This is a genomic window from Caecibacteroides pullorum, from assembly GCF_019239235.1.
In the GTDB taxonomy this organism is placed as follows: Bacteria; Bacteroidota; Bacteroidia; order Bacteroidales; family Bacteroidaceae; genus Bacteroides; species Bacteroides pullorum.
On the sequence record NZ_JAAZTS010000009.1, the window covers coordinates 22,820 to 44,935 of the forward strand.

Consider the following 22,116-nt stretch of genomic DNA (forward strand, 5'->3'; position numbering starts at 1 on the left):
TCGGGCAAAAAAGAGCCGTCATTCCGACTCCGACGAAGTTTTCTTCTCTTCCTTTTTCTTCTTATCCAAAAGCATGCTCATGAAAGCCGAGCTGATAATACCCGTAGGAATGGCAATCATCGCTATGCCTATCAAACTGATAATGCTACTCAAAAGCCTGCCCAATGCCGTGATGGGATAGATATCTCCATAACCCACCGTCGTAAAAGCCACGATGGCCCACCAGAATCCGTCACCTATATTGGCAAAGGCTTCCGGCTGAGCTCCCCGTTCAATGTAATACATCAATATCCCCGAAAAGCCCAACATAATACCGCAGGCCGTATAAGCAGTGATCAGTTCCTCCTTTACCGTCTTGAGCACCGTACCTATCAACTGGAAAGAACGTGAATAACGGATGAGTTTGAATATGATCAGGATATAGGCCAGCACCACCAGATGTACGTGCGGACTCTCCTGATAGAGATAAATGACCACAAACGGAAAGACCGCCACAAAGTCGATGATGCCATAGAAGGAGAACAGATAACGCAGACGGGCTTTCCAGGCATGCTTACAATCGACATACTGGACAGGAGCCGCTATAATCCTCAAGATATATTCGATTGTAAAAACAAACGAAGCCAAATAATTGAATGAATACAGCCAGCTACGATAGGGAGCTGACTCTGCAAACGAACCATATACAATAGAAATGATTGAACCGATAATAAAGAACAACACAAAGTACTGAAACCATTTCTTCATCAACTGACGATGAATGGTCCGATAGACTTTTTCATGACGAATCAGCTGAGGAAGCCTTCCATGCAAAGGATTCAGATCCAAGTGTGTCCGAGTATTCATATTCATTCTATTTTTATTAAAACACAAATATAATCAATATGAAACGAACCCAATATACTTTCAACACAAAACTTATGCTATAGGACCAAGAAAAACAAAAAAGCCCCGCCTTTTTAAAGGCAGGGCTTCTATTGGATTTCGAGGTACCTGGCGGATTCGAACCGCCGTACACGGTTTTGCAGACCGCTGACTAAGCCACTCATCCAAGGTACCAAGATCGATTTGCAAGGGGTTACTTCCCGATTGCGGATGCAAAGGTAGTACAATTTTTCTAATTACCAACTATCCGCAGCATTTTTTCTTCATTTCTTTTTTCACGGCCGCCGAAGGACAACCGCCCGAACACCCGCAAGAGCATCCGCTACAAGGATTTTCCCCTTTCCGCGAACGGCGAAAAAAGGAGCGGATGCTCTTTACAATGCTCCACAAGCATAGCAGTACGATCAGGGCTACCGCCCAATGTTGCCAGTCGGTCATACAAACAATCCTCCTATCTGATAAACGGCAAAGGACATGATCCATGCCAATATAGTGGTATAGGCAGCCGCAAATGCCGCCCACTTCCAGCCGCCCGCCTCCTGCCTGATGGCAGCCAGCGTAGCCACGCATGGGAAATAAAGCAGGATGAAAACCATATAGCCATAAGCCACAAGCGGCGTGATGGGCAACCGTTGGGCCAAGGTCGTCTGGTCGGCTTCGGCATCATCAGCATAGAGCACGCCCAGCGAACTGACCACCAGTTCCTTGGCTCCCACACCCGACAGGATGCCGATACCCAGCTTCCAATCGAAGCCTAATGGCTCGATAGCCGGCTCGATGGCCTTGCCGATGCGGCCGATATAGGAATTCTCCTGTTGCTGCGCCAGGTCCATCGACTCGGAGGGACGCGGGAAATACCCCAGCACCCAAATGATGATGGAGGCTACCATGATGACACCCCCCATCTTGCGCAGGTATTGTGCACCCTTCTCCCACGTGTGGCGGAAGATGGCTTTCGAGGTAGGCATGCGGTAGGGAGGCAGCTCCATGACGAACGGCGTGTCGTCGCCCTTCACAAGGAAGCGGCTGAAGAGACGCGCCATGACCACGGCCAGAATGATGCCCAAACTATAAATGCTCAGCAACACCAGGCTGGCATGATGGGGAAAGAAGACGCCTACCAGCAACAGGTAGATAGGCAGGCGCGCACTGCACGACATCAAGGGATTGATGAGGATGGTCACAAGCCGGCTTTTGCGATTCTCGATGGTACGCGAAGCCAATACGGCAGGCACATTGCATCCGAAGCCCATGATGAGAGGGATGAACGACTTGCCGTGCAAGCCCATCTTGTGCATTATTTTGTCCATGATGAAGGCTGCACGGGCCATGTAGCCCGAATCCTCCATCAGCGAAATGAACAGATAGAGTATCAGAATGTTGGGCAGGAAGACTATGACGCCTCCCACGCCGCCGATAATGCCATCGATGAGCAAATCCTTCAACGGCCCTTCGGTCATGTTGTTGCTGATGAAGGTTCCGATGACATTCACCAGGCTCTCAATCCAGTCCTGCGGGTAGGCTCCCAGCACGAAAGTCACTTCGAACATCAGGAACATAAAGAGGAAGAAAATAGGAAATCCCCAGACGCGGTGGGTCACGATGGCGTCTATCACGCGCGTCATACGCTCCTTGTCCTGATGGTTATCCACGAACGTCTCGCGCAGGGCACCCGAGATGAAACCATACTTGGCATCGGTGATGGCCTGCTCGCTGTCCTCGTTCATCACCTCGCGGATGCGCTGCTTCTCGCGGTCGCGCACTTCCAATATTTTATCGCCGTTGGGCAGGGTCTTCACCATGCCCTCCAGGTCCTTGTCGTTCTCCAGCAACTTGATGGAAAGGAAACGGGTGGAGTATTTGTGACGGATGTTTTCGTTTTCGCTAATGACCAGCTTCACCGCATCGATGCTGCGCTCCAGTTCGGGGCCGTGGTTGATGTGGATGTGGCGGAAGAAACCTCGCGGATGCTCCTCCTCTTCCTGATGGGTGCCGAAAGCGTGGTCGGGCACATATTCCTTGTGCCACTGGCGGAAGTCTTCGAGGATTTCGGCGCGCACCTTTCCCTTCTTGTCGAGGAAGTCGCCTCCTTCGTAAAGGGTGATGATGACGTGGAAAAGGTTTTCCACGCCGCGGCCCGTACGGCTCACGGTGGGCAGCATCGGCACGCCGAAGAGTTCGCCCAGCTTCACGTAATCCAGTGTATTGCCGCTGGCCTCCAGCTCGTCGTACATGTTCAGCGCCACCACCATGCGGACGTTCATGTCTATCAGCTGGGTGGTCAGGTAGAGGTTGCGCTCCAGGTTGGAGGCGTCGACCACGTTGATGATGATGTCCGGCGTCTGGTCGATGATGTGGCGGCGGACGTAGATTTCCTCGGGCGAATAGGCCGAAAGCGAATACGTGCCCGGCAAGTCGACGATGCGGAAGCGGTAGCCCTGGAAGTCGAAGAAGCCTTCCTTGGCATCGACCGTCACGCCGCTGTAGTTGCCCACATGCTCGTGCGCCCCCGAAGCTATGTTGAAGAGCGACGTCTTGCCGCAGTTTGGATTGCCCACCAGCGCCACGTTGATGGTGCGGCGCTTGTCGCGCGCCAGCGTTCTCATTTCGTCCTCGGTCAGGCGGATGTTTTCCTCCAGTCCCTTGTGGTAGCCGGGTTGCACGTTGTGCTCCCTCGCCTCCTGTTCGCTGATGACCTCAATCATGTCGGCCTCCTGGCGGCGCAGGGAGATTTCGTAGCCCATCACTTTGTATTTCACAGGGTCGCGCAAAGGCGCGTTAAGCAGCACCTCCACCGTCTTGCCCTTGATGAAGCCCATCTCCACAATGCGCTTGCGGAAACCTCCGTGGCCCATCACCTTGACAATCACGCCTTTCTCGCCGGTATTCAATTCGGATAAACGCATAGTATTTGCCTTTCTCTATGATTTTTCGGATGCAAAGATACGAGATATGCCGACAACCCGCAAGCAATTTAGAATGTTTTTAAATAACAAGGCGTAAGAAACTGATAGCAAACCCCGTCCGCATCGCGCTACGCGCCATTTCGGAAAGCAATGCTTTCAAAGGAAGAAAGCAATGCTTTAAAGGTTGCAAAGCAGTGCTTTCCAAAGGAATGCTGACCTGCTAATAAGACAACGCCGCCTCGGAAATAAAAAAGCCCGAAAACGTTGTTTTCGTCTTTTGTATTTCTCTCGGTTTATACTACCTTTGCAGGTATGGAAAAGAAGAAAGTCGCCCAATACATTGCCCAAGAACGTCTGCTGAAAGCAGGCGGCAAAGTCATCGTGGCCCTGAGCGGCGGTGCCGACTCCGTGGCCCTCCTGCTCCTGCTGACGGAGCTGGGTTATGCATGCGAAGCGGCGCATTGCAACTTCCACCTGCGCGGAGAGGAGTCCGAACGCGACGAGCAGTTCGTCCGCCGCCTGTGCGAGGAGCGGCACGTCGCCCTGCACGTTGTCCACTTCGACACCACGCAACACGCCACCAACCGGCACATCTCCATCGAAATGGCCGCACGCGAGCTGCGTTACCAATGGTTCGAGACCCTCCGTCAAGAGCTAGGCGCCGAAGCCGTAGCCGTGGCCCATCATGCCGACGACAGCGTGGAGACCTTCCTCCTCAACCTGATGCGGGGCACGGGCATCAACGGCTTGCGAGGTATCCGCCCACGCAACGGCCACATCGTCCGCCCCCTACTCTGCCTCACGCGCGATGACCTCCTGCACTACCTCGACCGCCAAGGCCAGTCGTACGTCACCGACAGCACCAACCTGCAGGACGAATACACGCGCAACAAGATACGCCTGAACCTCCTGCCCCTGATGCAGGAAATCAACCCGTCCGTCCGACGTAGCATCCTCCGCACAGCTGCCCATCTGGACGAAGCCGCCACCTTATATAATATAGGTATAGCCGAAGCCAGGGAAAGGGTGCTCTGCCCCGAAGGCATCTGCATAGCCGCCTTGCTCAAGGAAGCAGAGCCGCAGGCGCTGCTCCATGAAATCCTCCACCCGCTGGGCTTCAACGAAGCACAGACGGACGACATCTTCCGCTCGCTCGACGGGCAGGCAGGCAAGGCCTTCGAATCGGAAGGCTGGCTGGTGGTAAAGGACCGCGACCTGCTGCTGATGCAAGACAAGCAAACCATGAACCGCCCGCCCCGACTGGAAATGACGGAAGTGGAGCTGACGCCCGACTTCATCATCCCCCGCGACCGGCTGACCGCCTGTTTCGACACCTCCAAACTGCACCACACACTGACCCTGCGCCTGTGGCAGACGGGCGACACGTTCGTGCCCTTCGGCATGAAGGGGCGCAAAAAAGTAAGCGATTATCTGACCGACCGCAAATTCTCCCTCCTGCAAAAACAACGCCAATGGGTGTTGTGTTGCGGCGAAGACATCGCCTGGCTGGTGGGCGAACGGACAGACAACCGCTTTCGAGTGGACAAACACACACGTAAAGTGACGATCGTCCGTATGATCAAAGAATGATTCGGTTCTCCTTCGGGCGCTGGAAGCAATCATGCAACAAAGCGGCGAAGGGTGTATCGAACGTACGTGCCTTCTGAGGGCATCCCTTCACGCAAGCGCAGCAACGGATGCATTTCTCAACATTCGTCACGCACTCCTCCCCTTTCACAATGGCGCCTGCAGGACAACGCTTCACGCACAAGCCGCAATGTGTACAGAGGTTCTCGTCCACTTGAGGCGTGCGAGGCATGGGCACACCACTCTTGCGCAACTTTATCACCCGACGCAGAAAACGGAATAGAGGAAAGAAAGGTTGCTTCGGCCGCTGAATATTCTGCACATCCACTCCATACAGATGCTCTGCATCGGCGGCATTCGCAAGTTTAATACGCACCTTGGCACCAAACTCTTCGGCAAACTTCAGGTCGTCGTCATCGGGACGGCCGGCCGCAATGGGATAACGGTCGCTACTGTACGAATGCTCACCTACAAACGTTCCGCCGGCAATCACTTTGAAATCTAAGCCGCTAACAAAAGCGTCCAACTCCACCAAAGCCTTCTCGTAGGCACGGTTACCATAAACCACAACTATCACGGCTGGCGTACCGTCGGCGCAAAGGTCTTTCATCCGATCCAAAGCCAGAGGAGCCACATGGCCGCCATATACAGGTACCGTTATCACCGCCAGAGCGTCAGAGCCAAACTCCTTTTTCTCAGGCGCCTGTAAGGTCATATCTACAAAAGAAACGTCGGCAATACCCATGCCGCGAACAATCGCCTCTCCTATTTGTTTAGATGTATGAGTAGGCGAAAAAGTAATCAGATTTATTTCAGTAATAGTCATAACTAAACGTTTATCACGAAACAAAGATAGGATATTCTATTCAAAAAAACAGGCTGATTGTATATGAAACCCAAAATAATTTTCTATCTTTGCGCCGTCAAAAAGACATCAATAGACTAAAAATAATCCCTATTTAAATAATAGATTTCAAAAAGGTGGTTCAGCTTAATTGTCGGCAACGGCTGCTTTAAGTAAGCTACCCCCTCCTATACAATATAATTCATACACGTATATATGTACAATATTATTCAACTGAACGACAAAAGTTTGTCGGAACTTCAAAGTATTGCGCAGGAATTAGGTATCAAGAAGACCGAATCACTCAAAAAAGAAGAGTTGGTCTACAAGATTCTTGATGAACAAGCCATTGTAGGCGCAACTAAAAAAGTTGCTGCTGACAAACAAAAAGAAGAGCGTAAAAATGAACGCCAGAAAAGATCACGCGTCACTGTCAAGAAGGACAACGTGGATAAAGTATTCTCGGCAGACAAAAACGGAGAGCTAAGCAAGCCCAATCCGAACGAAGCTCCTACCATTGAAAAAACGGCTGTAGTTCCTGCCCAACCGACCGTAGAAAGCACAAACGAGACGGAAGAAACTACCGAATCGACCAAACGCAAACCCGGACGTCCTCGCAAGACTAAGGCAGAAGGAAAAAAGACAGCAGAAAAAGCTGAGAAAAAAGAAAAAGAAACCGTTGCTGAACCATCAGTAAACAAAGAAGAAGAAACTCCCAAAGCAGTAGTGGCAGAAGAGGAAAAAACGGCTAAAACTGAAGTAACAGAACCTAAAGAAGAGATGCCACTCCCAGTCAATGCCGACAACGACTTCATCCCCATTGAAGATCTCCCGACTGAAAAAATAGAACTGCCTTCCGAACTGATCGGCAAATTCGAAGCAACTCGTGTAGAGCCACCTGTACAGGCACCAGCTCCACAAAAACAATCGCAGCAACGTCAACGCATCCGTCGTGACAACAATGCTGAGAACAAGAATAACAACAACAATCAGCAACAGCGCCCTGCCGCTCAACCTCAACAACGAGCCATCCAGCCCTATAATGCAGAGAATGCCCCGCAGCCTCAGCCGGAGCGCAAACAGCCGGAGCGTGAAAAAGCATACGACTTCGACGATATCCTCGGCGGTACTGGCGTATTAGAAATCATGCCCGACGGCTACGGTTTCCTCCGTTCGTCTGACTACAACTACCTCTCTTCACCCGACGACATCTACGTATCGCAGTCGCAAATCAAGCTCTTCGGCTTGAAAACAGGCGACGTAGTAGACGGTGTCATCCGTCCGCCGAAAGAAGGAGAAAAATATTTCCCGCTGGTAAAAGTTTCTAAGATCAATGGCCGCGACCCGGCCTTCATACGTGACCGTGTTCCTTTTGAACACCTAACGCCGCTCTTCCCCGATGAAAAGTTCAAGCTTTGCAAAGGCGGATACAGCGACTCGCTCTCGGCTCGCGTAGTAGATCTCTTCGCCCCCATCGGCAAGGGACAGCGCGCCCTTATCGTAGCACAGCCCAAGACAGGTAAGACCATCCTGATGAAGGACATCGCCAACGCCATCGCAGCCAACCACCCCGAGGTATACATGATTATGCTGCTCATCGACGAGCGTCCTGAGGAAGTGACCGACATGGCCCGCACCGTCAACGCTGAAGTCATCGCCTCAACCTTCGACGAACCGGCCGAACGCCACGTGAAAATTGCCGGCATTGTGCTGGAAAAAGCCAAGCGCATGGTAGAATGCGGCCACGATGTAGTCATCTTCCTCGACTCCATCACCCGTCTGGCCCGCGCCTACAACACCGTTTCGCCCGCATCAGGCAAGGTACTGTCAGGTGGTGTAGATGCCAACGCACTGCACAAGCCCAAACGCTTCTTCGGTGCCGCCCGTAACATCGAAGGTGGCGGTTCACTCACCATTCTGGCTACGGCCTTGATTGATACAGGCTCCAAGATGGACGAAGTGATCTTCGAGGAATTCAAGGGTACGGGCAACATGGAGCTCCAGCTCGACCGCAACCTAGCCAACAAGCGTATCTTCCCCGCCGTCAACATCGTTGCTTCGAGCACACGCCGCGACGACCTGTTGCAAGACAAGCAAACACTCGACCGCATGTGGATTCTGCGTAAGTACCTGGCCGACATGAATGCCCTCGAAGCCATGGATTTCGTGAAGGACCGTCTGGAAAAGACCAAAGACAACGACGAGTTCCTCATGAGCATGAACAGCTGAGAATAATGAACCCTTTACAATGAACTATTGATAATTGATAATACCTTATGTTCGATAACTTAAGCGAACGGCTCGAACGGTCGTTCAAGATATTGAAAGGTGAAGGCAAAATCACCGAAATCAACGTAGCCGAAACCCTGAAAGACGTACGCAAAGCCCTGCTGGATGCCGACGTCAACTACAAGGTGGCCAAAAACTTTACCGACACCGTCAAGGCAAAAGCCATGGGACAAAACGTGCTCACTGCCGTTAAACCCAGTCAATTGATGGTGAAAATTGTCCACGATGAGCTGACCCAATTGATGGGTGGAGAAACCTCCGAAATCGACTTGAGCGGCAAACCGACAGTCATCCTGATGTCAGGTCTGCAAGGTTCGGGTAAGACAACCTTCTCCGGCAAACTTGCCCGCATGCTCAAGACGAAGAAGAACCGCAAGCCGTTGCTTGTTGCCTGCGACGTCTACCGCCCTGCCGCCATCGAACAGCTGCGCGTATTGGCCGAACAAATCGAAGTACCCATGTACTGTGAATTGGACAGCAAGAACCCTGTAAAGATTGCGCAAAACGCCATTCAGGAAGCCAAGGCCAAAGGTTACGACCTGGTCATTGTCGATACTGCCGGTCGTCTGGCCGTAGACGAGGAGATGATGAACGAAATCGCAGCTATCAAACAGGCCATCAATCCCAACGAGATCCTCTTCGTGGTCGATTCCATGACCGGTCAGGATGCTGTGAACACGGCCAAGGAATTCAATGACCGTCTGGACTTCAACGGCGTAGTACTGACCAAGCTCGACGGTGATACCCGTGGGGGTGCAGCCCTCTCCATCCGTTCGGTGGTGAACAAGCCTATCAAGTTCGTGGGTACTGGCGAGAAGCTCGATGCCATCGACCAATTCCACCCCAGCCGTATGGCCGACCGTATCTTGGGTATGGGTGATATCGTCTCACTGGTAGAACGTGCACAGGAACAGTATGATGAAGAAGAGGCCAAACGCCTTCAGAAGAAAATTCAGAAAAACCAGTTCGACTTCAATGACTTCATGAGCCAGATCCAGCAAATCAAGAAGATGGGAAATTTGAAGGAACTAGCCTCCATGATACCGGGTGTAGGTAAGGCCATCAAGGACATCGACATCGACGATAATGCCTTCAAGAGTATCGAAGCCATCATCAACTCCATGACGCCGAAAGAGCGCACCAACCCCGAAATCCTGAACGGCTCACGCCGCCAGCGCATCGCAAAAGGTAGCGGCACAAACATCCAGGAGGTGAACCGTCTGCTGAAACAGTTTGACCAGACTCGCAAGATGATGAAGATGGTAACTGGCAGCAAGATGGGCAAAATGATGATGCCGAAGTTGAAAAAATGATAAATACGCTTCATAGCGTTCCACCACTGTAAAAGCACGGAGGTTACAAACTAAAAACAGGAAACAAATTCTTGTTGGTTTTGTAGTCTCCGTTCCTTTTTGTATCACATCGTTTCTCACGAACCTTGGTTTATTCACCAAAATCCGCTATTTTTGCGATACTTATATATCCATCATTAAAACACAAAAAAATGACCTTAATAGACGGAAAAGCAATTTCAGAACAAGTGAAGCAGGAGATTGCCGCCGAAGTGGCGGAAATCGTGGCCCACGGAGGCAAACGCCCCCATCTGGCCGCTATCCTGGTGGGACACGATGGCGGTAGCGAAACATATGTAGCTGCTAAAGTAAAAGCCTGCGAAGTATGCGGTTTCAAATCAAGTCTCATCCGCTACGAAGCCGACGTGACCGAAGAAGAACTGCTGGCCAAGGTACGCGAACTGAACAACGATCCCGACGTGGACGGCTTCATCGTGCAGCTCCCCCTGCCCAAGCACATCTCCGAACAGAAAGTAATCGAAACTATTGACTACCGTAAGGACGTGGACGGTTTCCACCCCATCAATGTGGGACGTCTCTCCATTGGCCTGCCCTGCTACGTGTCGGCCACGCCAAACGGCATCCTCGAACTGCTGAAGCGCTACAACATCGACACAAAAGGCAAGAAATGTGTCATCCTGGGTCGTAGCAACATCGTGGGTAAACCGATGGCCATGCTGATGATGCAAAAGGCCTATCCGGGTGACGCTACCGTCACCGTATGCCACAGCCGCAGTCGTGACCTGGTGAAGGAATGCCAGGAAGCCGATATCATCATAGCCGCCATGGGCCAGCCCAACTTCGTGAAGGCTGAGATGGTAAAGGAAGGTGCTGTCGTGATTGATGTAGGTACCACCCGCGTACCCGATGCCACTAAAAAATCGGGCTTCAAACTAACGGGCGACGTAAAGTTCGACGAAGTGGCCCCCAAATGCTCATTCATCACCCCCGTGCCGGGCGGCGTAGGCCCTATGACTATCGTCTCGCTGATGAAAAATACTTTGCTGGCAGGCAAAAAAGCCGTTTACAACGACTAAAAACACCTCCCAACTCTGAAAGGCAATGAAGACGTGGGCGCTCCTTACCTTATTCCTTTATAGCGTAACCCTCTCCGCACAGGAGCGGATTACGCTATTATTTGTAGGCGACCTGATGCAGCACCAAGCACAAATTGACGCTGCCCGTACCCCACAAGGAACCTACGACTACTCGTCTTGTTTTTCCCTTGTCAAGCCACAAATACAGGCAGCCGATATCGCCATTGGCAATCTGGAAGTAACGCTAGGCGGGCAACCCTATCAGGGATATCCTGCCTTCAGCGCTCCCGATGAATACCTCTACGCCATCCGCGACGCCGGTTTCGACATCCTACTCACCGCCAACAACCATTGTCTGGATCGCGGGCAGAAAGGACTGGAACGTACACTCCACCAGCTCGACTCCCTTCAGATTCTCTCGGCCGGAACCTACCGCGATTCCACCGACCGCCACCACCGCTATCCACTACTCCTACAAAAGAACGGCTTTCGCATCGCCCTACTTAACTACACCTACGGCACCAACGGCCTGCGCCCCAAAGCCCCCAACCAAGTAAACTACCTGGATCGCCGCCAGATGCTGAAAGACATCCACACCGCCCAAGCCTGGCGCCCCGACGTCCTCATCGCCTGCCTGCACTGGGGCAACGAATACCAGCAGCTGCCTAGCCATGAACAACAGGAGTGGGCCGACTGGTTGTTTGCCCAAGGTGTGGACCACATCATCGGTAGTCATCCGCACGTGGTGCAACCCATGGAAGTGCGCACAGACAGCCTCAGCGGCGACCGTCATCTGCTGGTCTACTCACTGGGGAACTACCTCTCCAACATGAGCGCTCGCCACACCGACGGCGGTGCCGTCGTCAGCTTGACCTTGGAGAAAACTCCTCCGACTGCGGTCACCGTTCCACGCATCCGGTTGGCTTCCTGCAGTTACGACCTTGTATGGACGGGGCGCCCCACGCTGACCGGAAAAAAGAATTTCATTCTCTACCCCGTCACGACTCCGACAGACAGCCTGTCTGCAGCGGCCCGTAACCGTCTGAAAATCTTCACAGAAAGCACCCGCAAGCTGTTCTCCAAATATAACAAAGGAATCGGCGAACAAACAAAATGATGCAGAAAAACAAAAAATATTTCCCGAAAGCTTTGCCAGTTCAAATATAATCCATATCTTTGCACCGCATTTAGGAAATGCACTAACATGGTGGCTGTAGTTCAGTTGGTTAGAGCGTCAGATTGTGGTTCTGAATGTCGTGGGTTCGAGTCCCATCTGCCACCCACTAGTGGTAATCCTCATAAGCAAAAGCTTATGGGGATTTTCTTTTTATAAGCAGTTACAACATCCGCATGAAACAGGAATTGAAAGAAAATGGCGGCCTTCCCGCCCATATCCTTTGGACACTCGCCATCGTGGCAGGCGTGTCTGTAGCCAACATCTACTACAACCAGCCCCTGCTCAACCTGATACGGCAGGAACTGGGCATCACGGAGTTCAGCGCCAACCTCATCGCCATGATCACGCAGGTGGGCTATGCGCTGGGACTGCTGTTCATCATCCCGCTGGGAGACCTCTATCCGCGTAAGAAAATCATTCTGGCCAATTTCACCCTGCTCATCTGCTCCATGCTGACGATGGCCGTCAGCAAGGACATCCATGTCATCTGGGCCGCGTCGCTGCTCACGGGTATAGGTTCCATGATTCCCCAAATCTTCGTGCCCATCGCCTCCGTCTTCTCTCGCCCTGAGAACAAGGGGCGCAACGTAGGCATCGTCATCTCGGGTCTGCTGACGGGCATCCTGGCCTCGCGCGTGGTCAGCGGCTACATCGGCGAACTGCTGGGCTGGCGCGAAATGTACTACATAGCTGCCGGCATGATGGTAGTATGTGCTGTGGTGGTGCTCAAGGTGCTGCCCGACATCCGCCCCACCTTCAGCGGACGGTACTCCGACCTGATGAAATCGCTCTTCCAGTTAGTAAGGGACTATCCCGAACTGCGCATTTACTCCATCCGCTCCGCACTGGCCTTCGGCTCCATGCTGGGCATGTGGTCGTGCCTGGCCTTCAAGATGGGCAGCGCACCGTTCTATGCCGACAGCGACGTCATCGGCTTCCTGGGCTTGTGCGGCGTGGCCGGCGCCTTGACGGCTTCCTTCGTGGGCAGTTGGGTAAAGAAAGTGGGTGTACGCAACTTCAACTACATCGGATGCGGGCTCATCCTCCTGTCCTGGTGTTGCTTCTACTTCGGGCAAAACAGCTTTGCCGCCATTGTGGCAGGCATCCTGCTAATAGATATCGGCATGCAGTGCATCCAGCTCAGCAACCAGACAAGCATCTTCCACCTCTGCCCTTCGGCCTCCAACCGCCTGAACACCATCTTCATGACCACCTACTTCATCGGCGGCTCGCTGGGTACCTTCCTGGCCGGCAGCTGTTGGGAGCTGTGGGGCTGGGGCGGCGTATCGGCCGTCGCCTCCCTACTGACGCTGATTTCACTGGGCATCACGGTGGTGACACAAAAGTAAAAAAGCAATGGAGCTGCATCAACAACATGATAGAATGGTTCGCATTCTCTCTTGTTATTGATACAGCCCCACAATTGTATAGAAGTCGGGCAAAGTTAATCAATCACCTTCCTCCAGCTGGAAAACTGTTTCGACCGGCTGGCCGAAAACTTTTGCTATCTTGAGGGCCAACACCGTAGAAGGAACATACTTCTTGGTCTCGATGGCATTGATGGTCTGGCGGCTCACTCCTACCGCCTCGGCCAGTTGCTGCTGCGTCATCTGATGGATGGCGCGCTGCACGCGCAAAGTATTATTCATGATTCTCCTTTCTGAAACGCAAAAGTTTCCAATGAAAAATGACAAGAAACAAAATCAATACGGTAAACATATTGACAGCCATAAAATTGAGATATGGCATTCCGTAAATGCAAAGTGTTACCACAATCAGAATCAGGTAGTTGCACACAATAGCCAACGTCCAAGCCTGCATGCGCAAATGAGCAATACATTCGTCCTCATCCTTCTCACACGAAAAGGAAGCCAGCAACAAGCAGACAGCAAGACCTACCACAACAAGTTCATCAAAACAATCCTTCATCCCCATTTGGGATAAGAATGTATCCATCCAAGATCCATCAAGCAAGAGATAAAGACCTCCCAACACAAAAGGAATACCCAACCACAATCCTACTTTCTTGCAGGAGGGCGACAAAAGATAATCGGTTTTCATATCGTAATGGTTTTAAAGATTACGATGCAAATATAAAGTATAGAATACAAAATGACAAGCAAACCATACATAAAGTAACGCAAACTTAACTCAATATAACATTTCACACTCTATTAAAACCACTACATGCTACTATTTCAACCCCCAAAATGGGCATGACACACCCACTACCTCCTCCGTACATTCTCCGTATACAAGTACCCAAACATGGAGCAGGTACGGACCTGGTACGGAGAAGGTATGGAGAAAGGCATCTGTTTGCAGGATTTTTCCGTTTTTTACACTTACATCATCTTGATACACGTCCGGAAGTATTTCCCTGCATCAGGCTTTCTACCTCCTCAACTGTCACCAGATTGAAATCGCCATAGACCGTATTCTTCAAGGCAGAAGCAGCCAAAGCAAAATCAAGTGCCTTCTGTGCATCATCGGGATAAGCTCGCAAACCATAAATCATACCTCCTACGAAGGCATCACCTGCACCCACACGGTCTACTTCATGCTCGATGTCATAGATTCCTGTGTGGTGCAACTTTCCATCGGACAAAAGGACAGCTGCCAACAAATTATGGTTGGCTGTAAGTGAATTGCGCAACTCAAGGAAAACCTTCTGACAACGTGGTACAGCCTTACTTACTTTACGCATGAAAGTTTCGAATGCAGGCAGATTGGTTTCAAATGAAACATCAGCTGCGGTCACAGCCTTAAAACCGACAGGCTCAACTCCCATAATCTCCCGATACTCGGGTTCGGCACCAAACAATACATCACTGTACTGCACAAGCGGCATCATCACTTCAGCTGCTGTCCGTCCATAGTTCCACAGTTTTTTGCGGAAATTCAAATCACACGAAATAATCAGTCCCATGCGATCGGCTACTTCCAACGCCTCACGACAGGCATCAGCCCCTTCCTGCGAAAGGGCGGCAGCAATACCCGACCAATGGAACCATCCCGCTCCGTCGAACACCTTCTCCCAGTCAATCATACCCGGACGAAGAGTCGCAAATGCAGAATCCTCGCGATCGTACACGACATTGGAATTACGAAAAGCAGCTCCCGGTTCCAAAAAATAAATCCCCATACGCTTGCCACCGAAAACGACACCTTCCGTGCCCAACCCATAAGAACGTAACGAATCAATACAGGCATGAGCAATGGCATTGTCCGGCAAACGAGTTACAAACTCAGTCGGCACCCCGAAATGAGCCAACGACACTGCTACATTAGCCTCACTACCACCATACGTGGCTATCCATTCGTTTGTCTGCGAAAAACGCCGGAAACCGGGGGTAGACAGACGAAGCATCACCTCACCGAAAGTAACCACTTTCTTTCCAATATTCAATCGCTTGTTTTCCATCTGATTATCCAAGTTTTATTCTTCAATTCGTTTTGAGATTGCGAATGTACAAATTTAATGGATAACAAAATCGGTTCAACTTCGAAAAAAGAAAAAAACTAGTAAAAATCCGAATATATATTCACACAAAATAATATAAAAGCCAAAGTATCCCTATCAAAACATTATTTTTATGCAATATTCCCCTACGGATACGGAATAAGCATAAATTTTATCGTACCTTTGCCGCAAAATTGAAAAATAAGCATGAATTCAACGAAGAAGATTCCCTCTCCCCTCGTATCCCTCCTGCCTATTGCGTTGCTGGCAGGAATGTTGTTTGCCACCATTAGTACTTTCGGAAGTGATGCGCTGAACGGTGGTAGCCAAATTTCCTTATTAGTAACCACTGCCTGCTGTGCACTTATCGGAATGGCCTTCTACCGCATTCCTTGGAAAAACTTTGAACGGGCAATAACCAATAATATAGCAGGTGTCTCTACCGCCCTTCTCATTCTGCTTATTATCGGTGCATTAAGCGGAACTTGGATGATCAGTGGTGTAGTGCCAACCTTAATATATTATGGCATGCAGATAATCCATCCTGATTTTTTTCTGGCTTCGACCTGCCTTATCTGCGCTCTCGTATCCGTAATGACTGGAAGTTCATGGACCACTATCGCTACTATCGGCATTGCCCTGATGGGCATCGGCAAAGCACAAGGGTTCCACGAAGGATGGATAGCCGGTGCTATCATCTCAGGAGCCTATTTTGGAGACAAAGTTTCCCCTCTGTCTGACACGACCATTCTGGCTTCATCGGTTACAGATACTCCTCTTTTTACCCACATCCGCTACATGATGATTACGACTGTGCCTTCCCTACTCATAGCTATCACACTCTTCACCATCATGGGGTTAACGCACGACGGCGGTAGCACGGCCCAAGAAATGGCTGCATTTGGTGCAACACTGGAAAACAAATTTCATATTACTCCCTGGCTGTTGCTTGTTCCCATCGTAACAGGCATTCTTATTGCACGCAAAGTACCCTCTATTGTCACCTTGGCCATCTCGACCGTACTGGCTTGTGCAGCCGCCCTCATCTTTCAGCCCGACCTGCTGCGCGAAGTAGCAGAAGGTGGAAGCTTGTTCAAAGGAACAATGATGACCTGCTATGGAAGTACCAGCCTGCAGACCGATAATAGCATCCTGACTGAACTGGTCGCCACCCGGGGTATGTCAGGTATGATGAATACCGTATGGCTTATCCTATGCGCCATGTGCTTCGGTGGAGCCATGACGGCCAGTGGCATGTTGGGTAGTATCACATCCGTATGTGTACGTTTTATTAAAAGCCGTGTCAGCACTGTAGCTTCTACGGTTTTTTCAGGACTCTTTTTGAACATAGCCACAGCCGACCAATATATCAGCATCATTCTGCTGGGTAATATGTTTGGAGACATTTATAAAAGACAAGGCTACGAAAGCCGTCTGTTGAGCCGAACAACCGAAGATGCCGTAACAGTCACTTCCGTACTGATTCCATGGAATACTTGCGGCATGACCCAGGCCACCATCTTGAGTGTACCTACACTGGTCTATCTACCCTTCTGCTTCTTCAACCTCATCAGTCCGCTAATGAGCATCCTGATGGCAGCCATCGGGTATAAAATAGTTGTGAAGAAAGACAACCTGTCATAAATGAGAAGAAGCTTCGAGGACAATACACATGTAAATGTCAACCCACGAAGCTTCTTTCAATCAATTCTTTTTCAGCCAATAAAATCTGGGTTACTTCTGTTTTCCGAAAAATTTCTCAAAAAACAAAATCTGGTAATCAATGGAATTATTCCAATAAATATTATTATGTGTGCCGGGTCTGGTAATAAAATCGTGATCGATCCCCCGGCCCAATAAACGTTGATGAAGTTCTTTATTCACCTCAAGAAAGAAATCACTCTCACCGCAATCGAATATAATGGCCAAATCACCATTCTCTATCTTGTCTATCTGATTAATGGCTGTATGTTCGTCCCAACGTTTCCTATTGGCAGCATACTCTCCCAGCTGTTTATTCATCTGCCAGTTCAGCGGGAAAGGACGGATATCCACTCCACCGCTGGTACTGCCGGCAGCACCAAATACATCTTTATGACGGAAGGCATTCCACAAAGCACCGTGGCCACCCATACTCAGTCCTGTAATCGCACGACCCTGAGGTGCTGCAATCGTCTTATAATGACTATCCGTATAAGCAATCAATTCGGAAGATACAAATGTTTCATAACGGTATGAAGAGTTCACCGGACTATCCCAGTACCAACTGTTTTTTCCATCCGGACAAACAAATATAATACCTTTTTCGTCGGCTATGGAAGGCAATTGAGGTTTGATATTGATCCATGTCTTGGCATTTCCACCGTAACCATGTAATAAATAAACTACCGGACACGCCTGAGCCCGATCGCCTTCTGCCTTGTCAGGCACAACATAAACAACTTGAACCTCCTTATCCATGGAACGGCTTTTAACCATTACCGTATCCACCCGTGCCGCCTGTACAGACAACACAACCAAACATAGCAGCATACCTGCCAAAAAGAACTCTTTTTTCATTAATTACAGATGTTTTATTACAAAAGACTACAAAATTGCTCCAAATTTAGTATGTTTGCAGCGAAAACACTTCATTTATTATATGGAATTTATTATCATTCTACTTTTATTAGTATTGAACGGCATTTTTGCCATGTATGAAATCGCACTTGTATCATCCAGTAAAGCACGGCTAGAAACTCTGGTCAACAAAGGAAACAAACGAGCTAAAGGGGTACTGAAACAACTGGAAGAACCCGAAAAATTTCTTTCTACAATCCAAATAGGCATCACTCTCATCGGAATTGTTTCCGGTGCATACGGTGGTGCAAATATTGCAGACGACCTGGTTCCACTATTTGCTCTGATTCCTGGAGCTGAGCCATACGCAGCAAATCTGGCCATGATAACCACAGTAGCCGTTATCACCTATCTATCCCTGATTATCGGTGAACTGGTTCCGAAAACCGTTGCCATGAACAACCCTGAGAAATGGGCAACCCGCCTCAGTCCGTTCATGATCGTACTCAGCAAAATTTCCTATCCGTTTGTCTGCCTCCTCAGCGCATCCACACGCCTGACCAACCGTCTTATCGGTATGGAAAACAACGAAGAACGCCAAATGACACAAGACGAACTGAAAATGATACTCCACCAAAGCTCCGAACAGGGTGTCATTGACAAAGACGAAACCGAAATGCTAAAAGACGTATTCCGTTTCTCGGACAAACGTGCCAATGATTTGATGACCTACCGACGCGACATCGTCGTGCTCCACCCGACAGACAGTCCTGAACAAGTGCTGAAAACAATCCAAGAACAGCATTTCAGCAAATACCTGCTAACTGACAAAAGCATGGAAGATATCATCGGTGTCGTATCAGTGAAAGATATCATCTTGATGATGGGCAATACCAATCAACGTTTCGACCTGCGCAGCATTGCTCGTCCGGCCCAATTTATTCCTGAAAGCCTTTATGCAAAGAAAGTTCTGGAAATCTTCAAGAAGAATAAAAACAAATTTGGAGTAGTAGTCGACGAATATGGCAATACACAAGGTATAATCACCCTGCATGACCTGACAGAAAGCATCTTCGGCGATATTCTGGAAGAAAACGAAATGGAAGAACAAGACATCGTAGCACGCCAGGATGGCTCGTTACTGGTAGAAGCCTCCATGAATTTGGACGACTTCATGGAAGCCATGGGCATCCTCGATTATGATGATCTGAAAGAAGAAGACTTCACCACACTAAGCGGACTGGCCATGTTCCTTGTAGGACGTGTTCCGAAAGCCGGTGATCTTTTCACATACAAAAACCTGCACTTTGAAATTGTAGATATGGATCGCGGACGAGTAGACAAACTACTAGTCACTAAAGACGAACCGGAAGAAGAAGACATCTAATGTTCCTTATTCTTAAGAATTAGATTTTATTTTCTAAATAACGAATAACCCCATAAAAAAGGGCGGCTCATTTTTGAACCGCCCTTTCTATCGATTACACCTATTTCCTTATTTCTTGGCCGGTGAAGAATAACGTGCATTCAAACCTTCCAAAATTTCCTTTGTAATATTGTAAACGCTATCGGCATACAACAGATTATCAAAACCAGTATTGCTGATAATCATGCTGTAACCCTTTGTCTTGTTATATTCTTTCAGGAAAGAATTAATAGAATCACGCAACTGCAAACTGTTTTTTTCATTTTCGCTCATCAGTTCAGACTGCAATTTATTGCTCAGGGCCTGCAAATCTTGCTCCAACTTAGCAATACGGTTGTATTCCTGTTGAGCTCTTTCCTGCGAAAGATAAGCATTGTTCTGATATTTGGTCTGAAATTCCTGCTTTTGCTTTTCCAATTCAGTAGCCTTCTGGTTGAGAGTCAGACGTACATTTTCGCTCTTCTTCACCATCGCTTCATTCAGGTCAATGCAGAAATTGTATTTGGCCAACAATGTGTCTATCTCTACATAAGCAATCTTCATGCCTGACAGGCCGGCTTGAGCAGGAGCACTAACCGATTGATTGTTTGTATTGCCTGCACATTGGGAAAACAAAACAACAAAGGCCAAAGCAGCCAAACCGTTCAGGAGGTAATTCAATTTCTTCATAATTTTGAATACAATAATATTTTTAGAATTAATTAGTTCACACTTTCATTCAAGGCTTTTTCCAATTCATCAATGGAAAAACGAGATTTTTTCTGCGCAGCTCTGTCTTGCGACTGAACGCATCCAATGCCTTTCTTACGAAGCGCCTTATTACCGCTTACATGGCCATTAGGGAATCGTCCTCCTTTTACAAAAAAGACCTTTACACCCAACAGAAGCACACAAATAGCAACTATTAACAAAGTTATCAATACAGTCTCGAGCATTTCCATTAATTTTGTGGGTGCAAATATAGGGCTTTGCAGGGACTAAGCCGCCTTTTTTCTTCTAAAAAAAGAAGATGGGTTGGCAGAATAATTCATTATTTAACCATATTTAGCAATATATCGTTCATGCAACAGTCCTTAAGAGAAAGGAAAAACAGATTGCTACAAGGCAAAAACCAAAACAAAAAGAAGTATGGAAAAGAAAAATTTGAAACCGGCAGGAGTGTTCCACTATTTTGAGGAAATCTGCCAAGTACCACGCCCTTCCAAACATGAAGAAAAAATAATAGCTTACCTGAAAGAATTCGGCCAAAAGCACCACTTGGAAACATTATCGGACGAAGTTGGCAATGTGTTAATCAGGAAACCGGCCACACCAGGCATGGAAAACCGTAAAACCGTAGTTCTGCAATCCCATGTGGATATGGTCTGTGAAAAGAATAACGATGTAAAACACGATTTTATGACAGATCCCATCCAAACCGAAGTAGACGGAGAATGGCTGAAAGCCAAAGGTACAACTCTGGGAGCAGACAACGGTATTGGTGTAGCAACCGAATTAGCCCTTCTGACCGACGATACGATTGAACACGGCCCTCTGGAGTGCTTGTTCACAGTGGATGAAGAAACAGGCTTGACAGGTGCATTTGCCCTGAAAGAGGGATTCATGACAGGAGAAATCTTACTGAACCTCGACTCGGAAGATGAAGGCGAACTGTTCATCGGATGTGCAGGAGGAGTAGATTCTGTTGCTGAATTCAATTACCACGAAATAGATGTTCCAGCCGGATACTTTTGCTGTAAAATTCAAGTAAAAGGTCTGAAAGGCGGCCATTCAGGAGGAGACATTCACTTAGGATTGGGCAATGCCAACAAAATTCTGACTCGTTTCCTGAGTCTTGCTTCTCAAAAATACGACCTTTACTTATGTGACATCGATGGAGGCAATTTGCGTAATGCCATAGCCCGGGAAGCTCATGCAATCATTGCCATACCTGAAAATGACAAACACAGTTTGCGAACCGATCTGAATATATTTGCTGCTGAAATACAAAATGAATATAACGTCATCGATCCAGATCTACAACTGATCATGGAATCAGAAAACTTCCATGCAAAAGCAATTGACCGCGATACTACACGCCGACTCCTTCAGGCACTCTACGCATGTCCTCACGGTGTATTTGCCATGAGTCAGGACATTCCCGGCCTGGTAGAAACATCTACCAATCTGGCTTCTGTCAAAATGAAACCCAACCATATTATCCGTATCGAAACCAGCCAACGTAGTTCCACGGCCTCCTCGAAACAAGACATTGCCAACATGGTACGTACTGTATTTGAAATGGCCGGCGCAACTGTTACTTTTGGCGACGGTTATCCAGGTTGGAAACCCAACCCACATTCCGAAATACTGGAAGTGGCCACTGCCTCCTATAAACGCCTGTTTGGCGTCGATGCCAAGGTTAAAGCAATCCATGCAGGACTGGAATGCGGCCTGTTCCTTGACAAATATCCGTCGCTCGACATGATTTCGTTTGGTCCTACTCTGCAAGGAGTACATTCACCAGACGAACGTATGCTGATACCAACGGTTCAGAAATTCTGGGATCATCTGCTGGATATTCTGAAAAACATTCCAACTAAATAATTACG

18 protein-coding genes and 2 tRNA genes are annotated in these 22,116 nt (G+C 49.0%); 10 read left to right on the top strand and 10 right to left on the bottom strand.

The window, feature by feature from the left end; all coding sequences use genetic code 11:
- Positions 1–18: 18 nt before the first annotated feature.
- The 3 genes from HF894_RS07955 to feoB form a co-directional block, all read right to left on the bottom strand.
- On the bottom strand, positions 19–846 hold the full coding sequence (locus tag HF894_RS07955) for an ion transporter (protein ID WP_083610600.1): 828 nt from the start codon (positions 844–846) through the stop codon (positions 19–21).
- A gap of 141 nt (positions 847–987) precedes the next feature.
- A tRNA-Cys gene (locus HF894_RS07960) sits at positions 988–1,059 on the bottom strand.
- A gap of 260 nt (positions 1,060–1,319) precedes the next feature.
- Positions 1,320–3,791 carry a ferrous iron transport protein B gene (gene feoB / locus HF894_RS07965; protein WP_204971577.1) on the bottom strand — a complete coding sequence of 824 codons (2,472 nt, stop codon included), beginning with the start codon at positions 3,789–3,791 and terminating at the stop codon, positions 1,320–1,322.
- A 312-nt stretch (positions 3,792–4,103) separates the two neighbouring features.
- Here feoB and tilS point away from each other — a divergent pair, with 312 nt between their 5' ends.
- Entirely contained in the window at positions 4,104–5,381 is a 1,278-nt protein-coding gene (gene tilS, locus HF894_RS07970; protein WP_204971578.1) for a tRNA lysidine(34) synthetase TilS, read from the top strand.
- On the opposite strand, the gene HF894_RS07975 is transcribed toward tilS, so the two are convergent.
- Entirely contained in the window at positions 5,371–6,204 is an 834-nt protein-coding gene (locus HF894_RS07975; protein WP_204971579.1) for a 4Fe-4S binding protein, read from the bottom strand. The two genes, tilS and HF894_RS07975, sit on opposite strands and share 11 nt — an antisense overlap.
- 234 nt (positions 6,205–6,438) lie before the next feature.
- Between HF894_RS07975 and rho the strand changes: the two genes are divergently transcribed.
- From rho to HF894_RS08005, 6 genes are all read left to right on the top strand, one after another.
- Positions 6,439–8,451, top strand: a complete 2,013-nt coding sequence (gene rho / locus HF894_RS07980; protein ID WP_204971580.1) for a transcription termination factor Rho — start codon at positions 6,439–6,441, stop codon at positions 8,449–8,451.
- Between the two features lie 47 nt (positions 8,452–8,498).
- Complete coding sequence (gene ffh, locus HF894_RS07985) at positions 8,499–9,824, top strand: signal recognition particle protein (RefSeq protein ID WP_204971581.1); 1,326 nt, start codon at positions 8,499–8,501, stop codon at positions 9,822–9,824.
- Positions 9,825–10,015: 191 nt separating this feature from the next.
- Entirely contained in the window at positions 10,016–10,900 is an 885-nt protein-coding gene (gene folD / locus HF894_RS07990; protein ID WP_075317395.1) for a bifunctional methylenetetrahydrofolate dehydrogenase/methenyltetrahydrofolate cyclohydrolase FolD, read from the top strand.
- A 25-nt stretch (positions 10,901–10,925) separates the two neighbouring features.
- Positions 10,926–12,017, top strand: a complete 1,092-nt coding sequence (locus HF894_RS07995; protein WP_204971582.1) for a CapA family protein — start codon at positions 10,926–10,928, stop codon at positions 12,015–12,017.
- Positions 12,018–12,107: 90 nt separating this feature from the next.
- Positions 12,108–12,181: transfer RNA gene (locus tag HF894_RS08000), tRNA-His, on the top strand.
- A 69-nt stretch (positions 12,182–12,250) separates the two neighbouring features.
- Positions 12,251–13,426 carry an MFS transporter gene (locus HF894_RS08005; protein ID WP_075317821.1) on the top strand — a complete coding sequence of 392 codons (1,176 nt, stop codon included), beginning with the start codon at positions 12,251–12,253 and terminating at the stop codon, positions 13,424–13,426.
- Positions 13,427–13,525: 99 nt separating this feature from the next.
- Here HF894_RS08005 and HF894_RS08010 read toward each other — a convergent pair whose 3' ends face one another.
- The 3 genes from HF894_RS08010 to HF894_RS08020 form a co-directional block, all read right to left on the bottom strand.
- Positions 13,526–13,726, bottom strand: a complete 201-nt coding sequence (locus tag HF894_RS08010; RefSeq protein WP_021847514.1) for a helix-turn-helix transcriptional regulator — start codon at positions 13,724–13,726, stop codon at positions 13,526–13,528.
- Positions 13,719–14,138, bottom strand: a complete 420-nt coding sequence (locus HF894_RS08015) for a hypothetical protein (RefSeq protein ID WP_021847513.1) — start codon at positions 14,136–14,138, stop codon at positions 13,719–13,721. Before HF894_RS08015 ends, HF894_RS08010 begins: the two co-directional genes overlap by 8 nt.
- A 289-nt stretch (positions 14,139–14,427) precedes the next feature.
- Positions 14,428–15,501 (bottom strand): sugar kinase, encoded by a 1,074-nt coding sequence (locus HF894_RS08020; protein ID WP_204971583.1) that lies wholly within the window; start codon positions 15,499–15,501, stop codon positions 14,428–14,430.
- 246 nt (positions 15,502–15,747) lie between these two features.
- Here HF894_RS08020 and HF894_RS08025 point away from each other — a divergent pair, with 246 nt between their 5' ends.
- Positions 15,748–17,184 carry a Na+/H+ antiporter NhaC family protein gene (locus HF894_RS08025; protein WP_204970169.1) on the top strand — a complete coding sequence of 479 codons (1,437 nt, stop codon included), beginning with the start codon at positions 15,748–15,750 and terminating at the stop codon, positions 17,182–17,184.
- Positions 17,185–17,274: 90 nt separating this feature from the next.
- On the opposite strand, the gene HF894_RS08030 is transcribed toward HF894_RS08025, so the two are convergent.
- A complete protein-coding gene (locus HF894_RS08030) occupies positions 17,275–18,099 on the bottom strand; it encodes an alpha/beta hydrolase (protein ID WP_204970170.1) in 825 nt (274 codons plus the stop codon).
- 82 nt (positions 18,100–18,181) lie between these two features.
- Between HF894_RS08030 and HF894_RS08035 the strand changes: the two genes are divergently transcribed.
- Positions 18,182–19,486 carry a hemolysin family protein gene (locus HF894_RS08035; RefSeq protein ID WP_204971584.1) on the top strand — a complete coding sequence of 435 codons (1,305 nt, stop codon included), beginning with the start codon at positions 18,182–18,184 and terminating at the stop codon, positions 19,484–19,486.
- 108 nt (positions 19,487–19,594) lie between these two features.
- Here the strand turns inward: HF894_RS08035 and HF894_RS08040 are convergent, their stop codons facing one another.
- A complete protein-coding gene (locus HF894_RS08040) occupies positions 19,595–20,194 on the bottom strand; it encodes an OmpH family outer membrane protein (RefSeq protein WP_021847508.1) in 600 nt (199 codons plus the stop codon).
- A 32-nt stretch (positions 20,195–20,226) separates the two neighbouring features.
- On the bottom strand, positions 20,227–20,460 hold the full coding sequence (locus tag HF894_RS08045) for a hypothetical protein (RefSeq protein ID WP_075319077.1): 234 nt from the start codon (positions 20,458–20,460) through the stop codon (positions 20,227–20,229).
- 193 nt (positions 20,461–20,653) lie between these two features.
- Between HF894_RS08045 and HF894_RS08050 the strand changes: the two genes are divergently transcribed.
- The gene (locus tag HF894_RS08050) at positions 20,654–22,111 is read left to right on the top strand and encodes an aminoacyl-histidine dipeptidase (protein WP_204971585.1); all 1,458 of its coding nucleotides are present in this window, start codon (positions 20,654–20,656) and stop codon (positions 22,109–22,111) included.
- Positions 22,112–22,116: the final 5 nt, after the last annotated feature.